This window comes from Brachyspira hampsonii 30446 (genome assembly GCF_000316195.1).
Classification (GTDB): Bacteria; Spirochaetota; Brachyspiria; order Brachyspirales; family Brachyspiraceae; genus Brachyspira; species Brachyspira hampsonii_C.
The window spans coordinates 1,227,863-1,243,335 of the sequence record NZ_JH994111.1 but is presented as its reverse complement, the minus strand read 5'-3'; the positions used below and the strand labels follow the sequence as shown (position 1 = coordinate 1,243,335).

At 28.4% G+C, this 15,473-nt stretch carries 13 protein-coding genes; 7 read left to right on the top strand and 6 right to left on the bottom strand.

The features are described 5' to 3' along the window. The first annotated feature begins 140 nt into the window (after positions 1–140). Positions 141–965: a viperin family antiviral radical SAM protein gene (locus A966_RS10145; RefSeq protein WP_008725214.1), complete on the top strand. Its 825-nt coding sequence runs from the start codon at positions 141–143 to the stop codon at positions 963–965. 47 nt (positions 966–1,012) lie between these two features. After that, on the top strand, positions 1,013–2,947 hold the full coding sequence (locus tag A966_RS10140; protein WP_008725213.1) for a tetratricopeptide repeat protein: 1,935 nt from the start codon (positions 1,013–1,015) through the stop codon (positions 2,945–2,947). A gap of 57 nt (positions 2,948–3,004) precedes the next feature. On the opposite strand, the gene uvrA is transcribed toward A966_RS10140, so the two are convergent. From uvrA to A966_RS10110, 6 genes are all read right to left on the bottom strand, one after another. Then, positions 3,005–8,833 (bottom strand): excinuclease ABC subunit UvrA, encoded by a 5,829-nt coding sequence (gene uvrA, locus A966_RS10135; RefSeq protein WP_008725212.1) that lies wholly within the window; start codon positions 8,831–8,833, stop codon positions 3,005–3,007. A gap of 160 nt (positions 8,834–8,993) precedes the next feature. Continuing rightward, complete coding sequence (locus tag A966_RS10130) at positions 8,994–9,227, bottom strand: hypothetical protein (protein ID WP_141709355.1); 234 nt, start codon at positions 9,225–9,227, stop codon at positions 8,994–8,996. Positions 9,228–9,254: 27 nt separating this feature from the next. After that, the gene (locus A966_RS10125; RefSeq protein WP_008725210.1) at positions 9,255–9,797 is read right to left on the bottom strand and encodes a hypothetical protein; all 543 of its coding nucleotides are present in this window, start codon (positions 9,795–9,797) and stop codon (positions 9,255–9,257) included. A 57-nt stretch (positions 9,798–9,854) separates the two neighbouring features. After that, positions 9,855–10,268: a hypothetical protein gene (locus A966_RS10120; RefSeq protein ID WP_008725209.1), complete on the bottom strand. Its 414-nt coding sequence runs from the start codon at positions 10,266–10,268 to the stop codon at positions 9,855–9,857. Next, the gene (locus A966_RS10115; protein ID WP_008725208.1) at positions 10,265–10,918 is read right to left on the bottom strand and encodes a hypothetical protein; all 654 of its coding nucleotides are present in this window, start codon (positions 10,916–10,918) and stop codon (positions 10,265–10,267) included. Before A966_RS10115 ends, A966_RS10120 begins: the two co-directional genes overlap by 4 nt. Before the next feature lie 23 nt (positions 10,919–10,941). Beyond that, positions 10,942–11,211: a YkgJ family cysteine cluster protein gene (locus A966_RS10110; protein ID WP_008725207.1), complete on the bottom strand. Its 270-nt coding sequence runs from the start codon at positions 11,209–11,211 to the stop codon at positions 10,942–10,944. Positions 11,212–11,652: 441 nt separating this feature from the next. On the opposite strand from A966_RS10110, the gene A966_RS10105 reads away from it, so the two are divergent. From A966_RS10105 to A966_RS10085, 5 genes are read left to right on the top strand one after another with little or no spacing between them, the layout of a single operon-like run. Then, entirely contained in the window at positions 11,653–11,964 is a 312-nt protein-coding gene (locus tag A966_RS10105) for an HPr family phosphocarrier protein (RefSeq protein WP_008725206.1), read from the top strand. A 48-nt stretch (positions 11,965–12,012) separates the two neighbouring features. After that, a complete protein-coding gene (locus tag A966_RS10100; protein ID WP_008725205.1) occupies positions 12,013–13,395 on the top strand; it encodes a GntP family permease in 1,383 nt (460 codons plus the stop codon). Between the two features lie 16 nt (positions 13,396–13,411). Further along, a complete protein-coding gene (dut, locus tag A966_RS10095; RefSeq protein ID WP_008725204.1) occupies positions 13,412–13,846 on the top strand; it encodes a dUTP diphosphatase in 435 nt (144 codons plus the stop codon). A gap of 38 nt (positions 13,847–13,884) precedes the next feature. Further along, positions 13,885–14,706 carry a hypothetical protein gene (locus tag A966_RS10090; protein ID WP_008725202.1) on the top strand — a complete coding sequence of 274 codons (822 nt, stop codon included), beginning with the start codon at positions 13,885–13,887 and terminating at the stop codon, positions 14,704–14,706. A 2-nt stretch (positions 14,707–14,708) separates the two neighbouring features. Further along, positions 14,709–15,449 carry a hypothetical protein gene (locus A966_RS10085; RefSeq protein WP_008725199.1) on the top strand — a complete coding sequence of 247 codons (741 nt, stop codon included), beginning with the start codon at positions 14,709–14,711 and terminating at the stop codon, positions 15,447–15,449. The last annotated feature ends 24 nt before the right edge of the window (positions 15,450–15,473 follow it).

The window sequence follows — 15,473 nt, the reverse complement described above, 5'->3', positions numbered from 1 at the left end:
TATTGATTTGATTATTCTATTTTTTATTATATAATAGTTGACTTAAAATAAATAATAAACTATACTAAAGACATAAGCTAAAATACTTAAGAAAAAATATCTTTGAATATGTTTCGAGTTTTATATCGGAGGTATTTATTATGAGTATTTTTAATAGCTTAAAACTTAATTGGCATTTCATAAATAACTGCAATATGCATTGCAAGTTCTGTTATGCCTCAAAAGATATCTGCAATATAGATCTATTTAAAATAGCATCTATACTTAAACCTTTTAAGTATATTAATTTAGTAGGCGGTGAGCCGACTATATACAAAAACTATATTCCTTTATTATATTATCTAAAGTCTCAAAACCATATATTGAGTATAGTAAGCAATGGTTCAATGCTTTTAAAAGATAAATCTATACTAAATGCCACTTTGGAATGCTGTGATGTTATTGGTTTAAGCATAGACTCATTAGACAAAGAAACATGCCTAAAAATTGGAAGAAGTATAGGAAACAGCAGCACTATAACTGAAAAAGAATATCTGTACTTAACTTCAAAAATTAAAGAAAGCGGCAAAGAGTTAAAGATAAATACTGTAGTTAATAGATATAATTACAAAGAGAATCTAAACTCATTCATAGAAAAAACTCTTCCTAACAAATGGAAAATATTTCAGGTTCTTCCTATAGAAAATCTTAATTCCTGCAAAGAACTTTTAATAAGCGATGAAGAGTTTAATTATTTTCTCAATACCCATGCAGCAAATGAAAGAATAATCTACAGTGAAAACAATAATAACATGACTTCTTCCTATATAATGCTTGATGCTAAAGCCAGATTCTTCAACAACATTGATAATAAATATATTTACTCAAAAAGTTTATTAGAAGATGATGCTGATTTGTATGAAGAGTTTTTCAAAATGAATTATAGTATTGATAAATATTATAACAGGTACAAAAAAGCTAATTAATTGAAATATAGCGGCTTAGGTTTATGATTTATAAAAGGAGAAACAAAATGGAACAATTATATTATGAATTTGATAAACAAAAATTAGAAGAAGCAAGAAAAAAATGGGTAAACTTTTATAATAAAAATTCAGGTGATATAGAAAAAGCATTCTTATATTTTAGCGGTGAATTTATTAATAATAAAATAGATATAGGTGATTTTTTGCAGTTAGTTAATTTTATTATAAGAGAATTTCAATTTGCTGAAAATTCAATAGCATTAAATCAATTATTAGAAAAAGGTATTGTAAAAATAAAAGAGCATTTTGAAACCCAAGGTAAAAAAGCAGATATAAATATATATGAAATACTTATATATATTTATTATACTAAATATGAATCTGATAAAGCATACTCAACAGCAAAAGAATTATTAGAAATTGATAAAAACAATAAAACAGCATTACTATCAATTGCAGGATATGAAGGAGAAATAAATGATTATAAATATGAAATAATAGATGCAGCTATAATAAATAATATGGCATTCTATTATACTAATAAATATGAAGAAGGATATTATGAAGATGAATATAATAAAATTAAAGATAAAAAAGTAAAAGAAAATATAAATAAGTCTAATACCGAAGACTATTTTAATAAAGCTGAAAAATATAATAAATACCTTATATCCTACTCGAAGGATATATATGATTTAATGGAAAGATACAATAAAAATACTCATATTTATATATGGTGTTATCATGCAAAATTATGGCAGCCTTATTTACCAATGGTACAGAGTAATTTGGGAATATTATATAAAATAAAATATCTAAAAAATAAAGATATAGAAAATTACAGAAAAGCTGAAAAACTATTTCAAGAAAGTATAAAAAATTATGAAAACTTTTATGGAAATGTTCATCCATATATAAAAGATCCAATTATTAATTTAGTCTCTCTTTATTATGAAAATGAAAAATATAAAGAAGCTCATGAAATAATATATAAATATACTGATAAATTGCCTAAGGATTCTGATTATTTTATGCTACTTGGAAGAGCTATATATAAAAAAGAAGAAGGCAAAAGAAATGCTGACATAGCGTTAGAACATTTAAAAAACTCTATAAGACTGCTTAATTTTATAGATGAAGGTTCTTTTAAATATGGTATGACTGAAGCTTTTAGAAGTATAATGATGATATATGAAATGCAGGAAAAAGGTTATATTCATTATGATGCTGCTAGAGAAAATTTAGAACAATTATATATTTATCATTTAAAAAAACTAGAATTTAGTATACCTGCTGTAACAATAGCATTTGATATAAAAGCATACGAACTTTGCAGTAGTATAGCTAGTTATATAATCCAATGTGATGATTATGATTTGGATAAAGATTCATATACAATAATGTTAAAATATTTATTAGATTCTTTACATAGGGCAAATAAAGATAATACAGAAACTCTAATAGATATTTTTAACAAAGATGATTTTAATAATTATAAATTGATTATTAAACTAATAAACGAATGTGCTGAATCTGAAGTTCTAGAAAAAGATACTGATATAAAAAACAAAAATGTATTAATAGATATTTATGAGATTATGAGCAACACAAGAAAAGAACTTATAGTTATGCGTTTATTTGATTATATAGAAAGTGCAGAAACATATAGAGGTAAAAATAATAAATGGAAGGGTAAAGTTGTAGATATACAATATTTAAATAAAGATTATACTTTATGCTATCATTTTAATTCATATAGTAAAAAGTATAAATTAAAAGATGGATATATAGCAATTAGCCAAATTAGAAATACATTAGTACATAGAAAAAATGAACATAAAGTAGAACAATTTATAGAACATAAAAAAAATGCTTTAAAATTTATTAATGAACAATTCAATTCTATAATAAAATGTCTATTCAATGTAATTATAGAAAACAAATTACTTACTGATGAAGAATTTAGAAGCGATGAGTTCTAATTAAATTTTTTATAAAGGTATTAATTATTATTTAGTTAATAACTTTATATTATTTAATCAAATATACTTCCAAGTGTATCCTTTTTTCATCTCTAAAATCTCTTCAACAGTACCTTTAGCAATTATCTCCCCACCGTTAATTCCGCCTTCTAAACCTAAATCTATTATATAGTCAGCAGCTTTTATAACATCAGGATTATGCTCTATTATTATGACGCTGTGTCCTTTTTCTACCAATTTGTTTAAAGCTATAAGAAGTTTATTAACATCATCAAAATGAAGTCCTGTAGTAGGTTCGTCCAAAATATAAACTATATGCTCATCACCTTGTTTTTTTGCTAACTCTGTGGCAAGTTTCAAACGCTGTAACTCTCCGCCTGAAAAAGTATCAAGCCTTTGAGAGAGTTTTATATAACCAAGCCCAACTTCACTCATTATAGAAAGTGTTTTAGTGATTGATTTATCAAAGTCAAAAAACTCTATTGCCTCATCAACTGTAAGTTCTAATACTTCGGCTATGTTTAGAGATTTGAACCTTACGGATAAAGTTTCATCATTGTATCTTTTGCCTCCGCAAGCCTCACAAACTATTTCCATGTCGGATAAGAAGTGCATAGCTATTTTTCTTATGCCTTTGCCTTCGCATATATTGCATCTTCCTTCTTTTCCGTTGTATGAGAATCTGCCTGCTGCGAATGCCTTTGCTTTTGCAGTAGGAGTCTTTGCAAATATATTTCTAATTTTATCAAATACTTTACTATAGCTTACTAATGTACTTCTAATAGAACCCACTATTGAAATTTGGTCAACTAATATAGTGTCAGAAACAATGCTAGGTATTTCAGCACTTTCAAATTTAGAGTATTGATTGAGTCTTCGTTTTTTTAGAGCAGGGTAGAGTGTATCTATTATTAGTGATGATTTACCGCTTCCAGATACTCCTGTAACAACCACTATTTTTTTTAATGGTATATCAACGCTGATATTTTTTAAATTGTTTGTAGAAACATTTTTTAATTTTATGCATTCAGTCTCTTCATTTCTTACGGCAGTTTTCTCAAATACTTTTTTTCTCTCGCTTAAATAATCCCCTGTAAGTGAATTATTAGAGTTTAATATATCATAATATTTACCTTCAAAAACTACTTCGCCACCGAAAGCACCAGCAAAAGGTCCCATATCTATAATATTATCTGCAGCTTTCATAGTATCTCTGTCATGCTCTACTATTACAAGAGTATTTTTTAAATCTCTTAATTCTTTTAATGTATCAAGCAAATGACTTGTATCTCTAGGGTGAAGTCCTACAGTAGGCTCATCTAATACATAAAGCACTCCTGTAAGTTTAGAGCCTAACTGACTAGCAAGCCTTATTCTCTGTGCCTCTCCTCCTGAAAGTGTAGCATATTTTCTACCTAATGATAAATAATTTAATCCCACTTTATCTAAAAAACTAAGCCTTGTATTTATTTCTTTTACAGCTTCTTTTGATATTGTATTTTCTCTATCTGTTAAAAGGTTAGGAAGTTCATCAAAGAAATTAATTGCTCCTTCAACAGTCATAGCACATACTTGGCTTATATTTTTATCTTGTATAGTATATGCTCTCATTACTTCATTTAACCTTTCTCCATGACAAGAACTGCATTCCTCATCAACAAAAAATTTACCAAGCGATTTATCTTTCCACTCTGAATAATCTTCGCTTGTAACATCATTATTGGAATGCCAAGCAGTGATAACATTTCCTATAGCATAATCACCGCCAAAAAATACAGTATCTATCACTTTTTTATCAAGTTCATTAAAAGGAGTTTGATATAAATCTTTTTTTGTTATGCCGTTTCTTTTTAATAATCTGAATAAAGAATCAGTATAATGCTTTCCATGAGTAGAAAACATATTATGAAGAGCAGTATCTAATGCCCCGTCAAATAAAGGCTTTGTATTGTCTTTTATTGCCAAATCTATACTGAATGTAGGCTTACTTCCAAGTCCTTTGCACTCTTCACAGTATCCCCAATGCGAATTAAATGAAAAATGCCTTGGAGTAACTTCAAAATCAAATAATATACCATGAAGAAGACATGCTGGAAACTTTGTATGGAAACTTTCTTTTATAATTATTCCATGTGAAGCCTTTATATGCACCACTCCGTTTGATAAATCCATAGCCCTTTCAATAGCATCAGCAATCCTAGCTCTCTTATCTTTTCCAACAACTATTCTGTCAATTACTATACCTACGGAATATATATCTTCTTTTGATAAAGATTTAATCTCTTCTTCGGTGATATCATCTATAACATAATCATTATTATTAATCTGCATTCTCACATAACCAGCTTCTCTTGTTTTTTCTATAATCTTTTTAATATCTTTTGCATCATTATCATCAAAAGTAAATCTATGATTAAATGAACTATGATACAGAGGAGAAATTATAATAAGTTTATGTAAGTCCATAGTATCAATAATTTCAGTTGCAAGTATAGAAGGAGTTTCAGCTTTTAGAGTATCTTTATCATTGCAATGAGGACAATGAGGTTTTGAAACTCTTGCAAAAATTAGTCTGAAATAGTCATAAATCTCTGTAACAGTGGCAACAGTAGAACGCGGATTTCTGCTTACATTCTTTTGATCTATTGCTATGGCAGGAGCAAGTCCTTCTATCTTTTCAACATTAGCATCTTCAAATCTTCCTAAAAATCTTCTCGCATAAGTAGAAAGTGATTCAACAAATCTTCTCTGACCTTCTTTAAATATAGTGTCAAATGCAAGAGAAGTTTTTCCGCTTCCTGATACTCCTGTTATAACATTAATTTTATTTTTTGGTAATGTTAAACTGATATTTTTAAGATTATGTTTATTAGCACCTTTTATTATTAATGAAGTATTTTCTTCTTTTTTTGCTTCTTCTGTTTTAATAATTTCTTTTTTCTTTTTTGAAGGCTTTAATATTTCTTTAAGTTCTTTTGCAGTTAGTGATTCTTTTACTTTTATAATATCTTCTGGCTTTCCTTTAGCAACAACTCTGCCTCCTTTATCTCCGCTTAAAGGTCCCATATCTATAATATAATCAGCACATTTAATAACATCCAAATTATGCTCTACAACTAAAACAGTATTTCCTTTTTCAACAAGTCCGTCTAATGCTTTTAATAATTTTTTTATATCCTCAAAATGAAGCCCTGTAGTAGGTTCATCTAATATATATAAAGTATTTCCTGTAGATATTTTATGAAGTTCACTTGCTAGTTTTATTCTCTGAGCCTCTCCTCCAGATAAAGTAGTAGAAGGCTGTCCCAATTTTATATAACCAAGTCCTATATCTTCCATTATTTTTAATATTCTTGTTATTGAAGTTATGCCGTCAAAAAACTTAATAGCCTCTGAAACACTCATTTCAAGAACATCATATATAGTTTTGTCCTTGTATTTAACATCTAAAGTTTCTGCATTAAATCTTTTACCGCCGCATTCCTCGCAAGGCACTAATACATTAGATAAAAACTGCATCTCCAGCTCTATAACTCCAGCACCCTCGCAAGTAGGACATCTTCCTGTTTTTACATTAAATGAGAATCTTCCTTTATCATATCCTCTCATTTTTGCAAGTTTAGTAGCAGCAAATAAATCCCTTATAGGAGATAAAACTTTTGTATAAGTTGCAGGATTGCTTCTTGGTGTTCTTCCGATTGGAGACTGATCAACTTCTATAACCTTATCAATATTTTCAAGTCCTTCTATTTTTTCATGACTGCCTGCTGTTAAAGTCTTTCCATAAAAATGATTATGCAAAGCACGCATTAAAATATTTTCAACTAAAGTAGATTTACCGCTTCCAGAAAGTCCAGTTACAACAATGAATAATCCCAAAGGAAACTCTACATCTATGTTCTTTAGATTAAATTGATTAGCACCTATTACTTTTAAAAATTTTCCGTTTCCGTCTCTTCTTGTCTTTGGTATTTCTATATCATCATCGCCGCGTAAATATTTTGCAGTGTAGGATCTGTCAGACTTTAAAAACTCTTCATAATCACCAATGCCTACAACTTCTCCTCCATTAACTCCTGCATTAGGACCTATATCAATTAAAAAGTCAGACTCCTCCATAGTTTCTTTATCATGCTCTACAACTATAACGGTATTATTTTTATCTCTTAATGTTTTTAATGACTCTATTAATTTTTTATTGTCTGATTGATGAAGTCCTATTGAAGGCTCATCAAGTACATATAATACACCTTCAAGTCCGCTACCTATTTGAGATGCTAGCCTTATCCTTTGAGATTCTCCTCCTGAAAGAGTGGGGGAGGAACGCTCTACTGTTAAATATGTTAATCCCACTTTCACCAAAAATGTTAATCTATAAATAATCTCTTTTACTATAGGAGCACCTATTATCTCTTCATTAGGTTTCAATTTTAATTTAGTAAAATAATCGTATAAATCTTCTATAGTCATTGAAGAAAAATCGGCTATTGTCTTACCATTAAATTTAACTGACAATGCATCTTCATTGATTCTTTTCCCCTTGCATTTAGGACATTCAACTTCGTCCATAAAATTAGCATAATAACTATTTTTATAAGTTTCATAGTCATATTTTAATCTGTCTAAAATACCCGGTACTCTCTCTTCTACGAGTTTGCTATGATACCAGAATCTTTTTCTCCATTTTACTTCTTTATCAGTGCCATAAAGCAAATATTTTTTTTCTGTTTTAGTAAAATCTTTCCAAGGCTTTTTTAAATCTATTTTATAAGTTTTTGCAATAACTTCTAGTTCATCAATACCATATTCCATATCAAAACCAATATGATCATCTACAAAACATGATAAAGCCCCATCATAAATATTTAAATTATCATCTCTTACAATATGCTTCTCTGTAAATACATGTTCAACTCCAAGCCCTCCGCAAACAGTACATGCCCCCATAGGGTTATTAAATGAAAATAAATTAGGCTCGATATCTGCAATAGAGTGTCCGCAGTTAGCACAGGATCTTTCTGTAGTATATAGTTTATAATATTTATCTATTTCAAACTGCTTACTCATTTTTATTTTTTTCTTTTTAGTTTTTGTATCAGCTTCATTTGCTTCAATGTTTTCTATATCATTATTGACTTCAAGTGCTTCATTACTTTTTTCATGCTCTTCATAAAATGCTACAAGTCCCTTTGTTATTCTTATAGCTCTCTCAATATCATCAGTAATTCTTGACAAATATTTATCTTCAACTTTTATCCTGTCAATAACTATTTCTAATGTATGCTTCTCATATCTTTTAAGTTCTGGTATTTCATCTTCATCGAATTTATAAACTATATTATCAATTCTTATTCTAGGATATCCTGCAAGTTTTACTTCTTCAATTTCTTTTCTATACTCTCCCTTTCTATCTCTTACAATAGGAGCTAAAACCAAAATTCTTTTTTCTGCAAACTCTCTTAATACACTATGAGCTATTTGATCTTCACTTTGCTTTGAAATTTTATGTCCGCATTTTGAACAGTAAGGAACACCAAGCCTTGCAAATAATAATCTAAAAAAGTCATAAATCTCTGTAACGGTGCCTACAGTAGATCGGGGATTTTTATTAACGCTTTTTTGGTCTATAGAAATAGTAGGGGATAGTCCTTCTATATGTTCAACATCCGCCTTAGCCATAACTCCTAAAAACTGTCTTGCATATGCTGATAATGATTCTAAATATCTTCTTTGACCCTCTTTAAAAATGGTATCGAATGCCAGAGAACTTTTTCCGCTTCCTGATACTCCTGTTAAAGTGGTTAGGGTTTTATGTGGTATTGACAGCGATATATTTTTAAGGTTATGCTCTTTAGCTCCTCTTATTTCTATAGAATTGTTAGCCATTAATCTATCCTCAACAAAAAATAAAAAAGTCAAACTATTATAACATGAATTCTATATAAAAAAAGGTTTTACTGATATTAAATATTAGTAAATAAATAATATTAAAAAAGATACCGTAAAATTATACGATATCTTTTATATTTTTATTGTTTTTTATAAATCAAAATACTATATGAATTTTAAAATATTTAGACCATTTTCTTTCTGAAGTTCCTTCTTTATTAAAATCAAATTTTAGTGAAGTTTGAAGATACTGCGGAATAACATTAAATCCTGCTTCAATCTCTGTACATTTTTTATAAATATGTTTACTATATTCTAATGAAAATCGTTCCTCTTTTAGTTCACCTTCTAAATATCCATTATTCAAAAACATATTTATATACGGCTTCATAAAATTAACAGCATAAAGATTTATATTTTAATTTTTAATCCATTTATCAAAATCTTCTTTTGAAAAAGATAGTTTTCCCTTTATATTAGCAGAATATTTATATGAATCTTTTTTTTTATAATCATTGCTTTCATAACTAGAATTTCCAACTCCGCCATAAACACCATATCCTTTAATATTCACACCAGCATTTAGATTAAAATTTCTACTGTTTTCTTCTAATTTTATTTCTTTAGTATCTGAAACAACAGAAACTGACTGAGCTCCCATATTAAAAGCTATCTGAGTTATTATATAACTCAAATCTCTTTCATAACATTCAGCAAATGAATTAAGAGGATAATAAACATTTTTATATATATTACTTTTTATAAAATATCCGTTTTCAGTTATATCCGACAAAGGATAAGGTTCATTATGCAAAGGTTTTACATAAATATTTTTCAAATCAGGATTTCCAATTTCATATATATCAAAATTATTTTTTATTACCGATGTATTTTTAGGATTTCTGTCAATACCAAATTTAGTTAGTTCATCTAATAATAAAATTTGTTCTTTATCACTCATTTTTTTTACCTTTATTAAAAAAAGATTTAAATTTTGATTCAGCTTTTTCAAAAAAACTTATTTTTTCAATATCATTATTAATGCTGCTATCACTATTACTCCTATAATTATGAAAGTCTTTTTTGAAGTTTTTTTTTTATTATTTATTCTACTTCTTATTTGACTAAATCTATTATAATCGCATCCTATACCCTCAATAGTCTCTTTTATAACTTCTTCAGATGTATTTTTATCCCATACGATTAATACTATCCTATATCTGCCTTCAACATCTTTCTCGGGGTGAATCATAGAGCAAAAAAACTCTTTATTATTAAGTAAAGAAATATCATCTCCTGTAATTTCTTTAGGAGGGAGCTTTGAAAGTAAATTATTTATAGCTTTCTGCTGTTCTTCACCTGTTATTTTTTTACCGTCAAGAACAGTATCATGAGGACCTTTATCTTTACCTTGAACTGTAGCAACTATCATTTCATACACTCCTCAAAAATATATGTTATTAAATCTTCTCTAGGATTATTTTTAAACTCAAAAATTTTACAATAAACTCCCAAACCTCTTATTTCATTTTCTATTTTATTAATATCTGATACTTCAGCCCCTCTGGTGCCTATAGTTATAAGTGTAATACCTCTTTGCTGACATTCATTAATAGAATCTATAATACCCATTTTTATTTTTTTGTCTTTATAAAATTCTCTGGCATCAAATACATAACATCTAATATTATGAGATAAATTTCTAGCTTCTTCTGTATTAGTGAAAGTACTTTCACTTCCGCTAGTATTAATAATTTTTATTATTTTTCCTTCTACATTAGAAGTAATAGTATCATGTTTAACAGTTATCGTATGTCCTGATGGAAAACCTTTATCTTCTAATGATTTCATTACAGTATCTTTTCCTGCTGCCTGTTCTCCTAATAATAAAATAGTAAAATCGGCATAATCATCTTTATTTGCTGGTTTGAATGTAGCCTTTTTATAAGCAGCTATTCCTATTCCTGCAACAGCAGCAGTTGCTGCTGCAGCAATGACCGCAGTTGCAGCTCCTCCAGCAGTTGCAGCTCCTATAGCTGATCCTATTGCTCCTATAGCTCCTATTATTAATGGTATTGGCATAATAATCTCCTTTTTTATTTATTTTAATCAGTACAATATTTATACTGAAGTTTTTTACAAGACTCCATATTTAATTTATAAAATTCTTCTTTAGAATATTTTTCCTTAAAATATTTATCATACATCAAATCAACCCTGCAAATTTCAGGTCTTGTTTCATATATTTTGCATAAATTAGTTTGCTCATCTAAATAAATACATACTCCATTGCCTTTATCAAATTCTTCTAAGGTAGGTATATTAGTAATATGTCTGCAGCATTCTCCGCAAGATGTACAAGGAAATTTATTCAATTAAACGGCTCCTAAATATCATATATATATTATTATACAAAAAAAAAACAAAAGTCAAGCATTCTTATAAAAATTAATATGTTTATACACATAAACAAGCGACATATTTTTTAATTAATACTTATAGAAAATATTAATTTAAATACAAATTCTATAAATATATTAACCGCACGCAGAATGAAGCTAAAAAATAAAGCTGATTTATAATTCAAATTTCACAAAAATAAAATAATTCTCTAACCGTGCGTTAATGAGATTATTAACATAATCAAAGCTAGGGCGGGGGCTAATAATTTATAATTAGACTGTAAATATAATTTTGATTATAATAGCAAAATAAAATTAAAAAACCTAATGGGCGGGGAATTGTAAATAAAATAACCTTGAAAAATATAAATAAATATACTATAATAGGAATATAATAAAATCTCAGGATATATAATGACATTAACAAATGTAGTAACAATCAAAAGCAAAAATGGAATGCATCTAAGACCAGCAGGTGTTCTATCTCAAATATCAAGCAAGAATGAATATTCAAATATAGGTATATTCTTACTTTATAATGGTGTAAGAGCAGATGCAAAAAGTGTATTTAATATTATGGGGCTTGGAGCATTTCAAGGAGCCAATCTAATATTAGAAATAGAATATGAGGACGGAATGGAAGAAATAGCTAAACAAGCTGAGAAAGAATTAATAAATTTCTTTGAAGAAGGATATATTCACGCTGAAGTTCCAGAAGATGACTAATATTTTATCTATTTTCAACATAATAAAAATAAAAGATAAGGATATTTAATGATTAGTTATTTCGTAATAGCTATGTTGGCAATATCTATTATTGTAGTCATGATTTTAACAATCAAGTTTAAAGTTCATCCCTTTATAGCTATGCTGTTAGTGGCAATATTTCTAGCTTTCACACTTCATGTTCCATCTAATAACGATACAAACTATATAACAGAAATATCTGCTTTAATTGGAAAAGGTTTTGGTAATGCTTTGGCAAGTGTCGGTATAATAATAGTTTTGGGAAGTATAATAGGTAATATATTAGAAATGTCCGGTGCTGCTTTAAAATTGGGTGAGATAGTATTAAGAATAGTGGGAAAATCTCATCCGGCTTTGGCTATGAATATATTGGGTTTTATAGTATCAATACCTGTATTTTGCGATTCAGGATATTTAATACTTACACCTTTAAGAAAAGCTGTTGCCAAAAAAAGCGGAGCTTCTCCTGTTGCATTATCAGTTGCATTATCTACAGGACTTTATGCCTCTCATGCCTTAATCCCTCCAACTCCAGGTCCGGCTGCCGTTGTTAATCTATTCGGACTTGAGGCACATTTATTAACTATAATAATTATAGGCTTAATAGTTGCCATTCCAACCTCTTTAGTAGGAGCAATATACGGAATATTTATTTCAAAATATATAAAAAAACCAAATTACCCTGATAAATCTCCAACTTATGAAACTTTAATAAGCGATATTGGAGGACTTCCTTCTGCTTGGAAATCACTAGCACCTATAGTAGTACCGATAATATTGATGGCGATTGGAAGTATTGTTAGATTTGATTCTTTCAGATTAGGAAGCGGAATAGTAAGAAACATATTTATATTTTTGGGTGAGCCGTCTATGGCGTTATTTATAGGTTTTTTATTTGCTCTCTTGCTAACTCATAAATTTAATAAAGAAGAAATATCTATGTGGATAGGTGATGGTATAAGAGCTTCCGGAAGTATATTAGCTATAGTTGGAGCAAGCGGTGCTTTTGCAGAAGTATTAAAATCTACTGAATTGGCAAAAATCATACCTGAATTAGGACATATATTCGGAGAATTAAATATGGGATTAATACTGCCTTTTATTATGGCTTCAGCTTTAAAAATAATATTAGGCTCATCTACAATAGCAGTTGTTACTGTAGCTACACTTTTTTCTCCTCTCCTTGGAACATTAGGATTTAATACTCCTATATCGCAAATTTTAGTATTGATGGCTATAGGAGCAGGCTCTATGATAGCCTCACATGCCAATGACAGCTATTTTTGGATAGTCGTAGAATTATCCGGTTTAAAAATAAAAGATGCATATAAAGCTAGAACCTTAGCTACTTTTGTACAAGGTATTACTGCTTTAATTATTATAATGATACTAGCTTTCTTATTCAGATAAAAATATTGGAGGAATAATGCTTAAAATAAAAATTATTAATAAATCTAAAAATCCTTTACCTAAATATCAAACATCTGGTTCTTCAGGACTTGATTTACATGCTAATATAGAGAATCCTATTACTTTAAATAAAAATGATATAGTATTAATACCAACGGGACTTTTTATAGAAATACCTGAAGGCTATGAAGCACAAGTTAGAAGCAGAAGCTCTTTAGCATTAAAAAATGGTATTTTTTGTTTAAACTCTCCTGCCACAATAGACAGTGATTATAGGGGAGAGCTAAAAATAATATTGGCATCTTTAACTGATATACCATTTACTATAAATAATGGTGATAGAATAGCCCAAATGGTTTTTGCTAAAGTTGAAAAGATATCATTTGAAGAAGTCTCCTCATTGTCTGATACAGAAAGGGGAGAAGGAGGCTTTGGAAGCACAAATAAATAACTATTGATATAATTTATATTTTAGTTTATAATAAATTTATGAATATAAATAAAATACTTTTATATATTGCAATATCATCATTGTCAATAATTTCCTGCGGTCTTCCAGATGTTACAGGGGTAACTCTTGAATTGAATCAGCCTTATATAACAAAAGTTATACCAGGAAACAATAAAATAACAGTAGAATTTGAAGCCCAAAATAATGAACCATCTTTTAGCGGATATAACATATATTTTGGAGATAATACATATCCTAGAAAATATAGATTATATAATCAGCAAAAAGCATTGCCTACATTAATAGAAACAAAATCCACAGTTACCAAGAAATACTCTTTTACTATTGAAACAGGAGCTTATTTTTCTACTAATAGTTCGGATATATCTACATTAAAAGATTCTGATTTAAATAATGGCATACCTATATATGTTTGGGTATCAGCATATCAGATAACTCCTCAATTAGAAAGTTATTACTATTATGATAATTTTGTACAGATGGGAACACCAAGACCAGATGCACTAAATCAAACTATAAATACTGATACCACTATCAATTTAGAAGGAAGAGATTTAGCTAGATTAATAAATAATAATGGAGTATTATATTTTCAAAATGTTAATAATACAAGTATGATGATGGTATCAGGTACTTCTTTAGATGATGTTGTGGTTCCTCCGGAAAATGGATATGGAAATATTGATTTACAAGTTAAAGCTAACAGACTTTATTTAATAAAAATAACAGAAGGAAATAATGCCTATTATGGTAAAATATATGTAAGGAGTGTTAATGGTACTAGCAGTATCATAGCTGATTATTGCCGTCAAATTTCTGCTAATATCTTAAGTTATTAATTATGAAAAAAATAATCATATTTATAATACCAATTATTTTTTTATTCATTTCTTGTAATGAGGAGCTTATAACTATAGTTGATGAATATAATACTCCATATAATATTTATGCAATACCTGGTAATAATAAAGTAAGTATAAGTTTTTGGTCTGGTATAATAGCTTCAGATTTTGCAGGTTTTAACATATATGTTGGTACTTCTGCAAATTTTGTACAGCCTAATGATGCTATAAAAAATGCACAGCAAGCACTTCCAACTGTAGCAAGCAGCAATCATACTAGAACAAATTTTATAATAGAAATTCCTAATTATACTTTTAATAATGATAATTTATATTATGTATCAGTTACTGCTTATGGTACTAACAATCTAGTTGCTAATAAATATATAGAAACTATAATTAATTCTGTGCTTCCTGTAGTACCAAGACTGGAGGGTACAGGAACTGGAACAACATTAACAGCAAATACTACAGGTGTTGGCACAATGGATCCAACTACTGGAAAAGTAACTCCTAGTTCAGGTTGGAAAGTGCAATATTTTGGATATCAAACTAATTTCAATACTGTAGTTAATGTTACAAATAATACAGATGACTCATTTGATAGTGAAGCTGTATACTCTATTAATGGGCTTTATATATTCAAAAATGGAAATCAATTAGCAAAAATTTGGATTACATCAGATAATTCTTATCAGTGGGCATATCAATCAGATGCTTCAAAATGGTGGGGAATTTAAATTTATTAAACATAATGTTTTAAT

Coding starts and splice junctions, on each gene's coding strand:
- A966_RS10145 (WP_008725214.1), top strand. CDS start 141: ATGAGTATTTTTAATAGCTTAAAACTTAATTGGCATTTCATAAATAAC.
- A966_RS10140 (WP_008725213.1), top strand. CDS start 1,013: ATGGAACAATTATATTATGAATTTGATAAACAAAAATTAGAAGAAGCA.
- uvrA (WP_008725212.1), bottom strand. CDS start 8,833: ATGGCTAACAATTCTATAGAAATAAGAGGAGCTAAAGAGCATAACCTT.
- A966_RS10130 (WP_141709355.1), bottom strand. CDS start 9,227: ATGAAGCCGTATATAAATATGTTTTTGAATAATGGATATTTAGAAGGT.
- A966_RS10125 (WP_008725210.1), bottom strand. CDS start 9,797: ATGAGTGATAAAGAACAAATTTTATTATTAGATGAACTAACTAAATTT.
- A966_RS10120 (WP_008725209.1), bottom strand. CDS start 10,268: ATGATAGTTGCTACAGTTCAAGGTAAAGATAAAGGTCCTCATGATACT.
- A966_RS10115 (WP_008725208.1), bottom strand. CDS start 10,918: ATGCCAATACCATTAATAATAGGAGCTATAGGAGCAATAGGATCAGCT.
- A966_RS10105 (WP_008725206.1), top strand. CDS start 11,653: ATGACATTAACAAATGTAGTAACAATCAAAAGCAAAAATGGAATGCAT.
- A966_RS10100 (WP_008725205.1), top strand. CDS start 12,013: ATGATTAGTTATTTCGTAATAGCTATGTTGGCAATATCTATTATTGTA.
- dut (WP_008725204.1), top strand. CDS start 13,412: ATGCTTAAAATAAAAATTATTAATAAATCTAAAAATCCTTTACCTAAA.
- A966_RS10090 (WP_008725202.1), top strand. CDS start 13,885: ATGAATATAAATAAAATACTTTTATATATTGCAATATCATCATTGTCA.
- A966_RS10085 (WP_008725199.1), top strand. CDS start 14,709: ATGAAAAAAATAATCATATTTATAATACCAATTATTTTTTTATTCATT.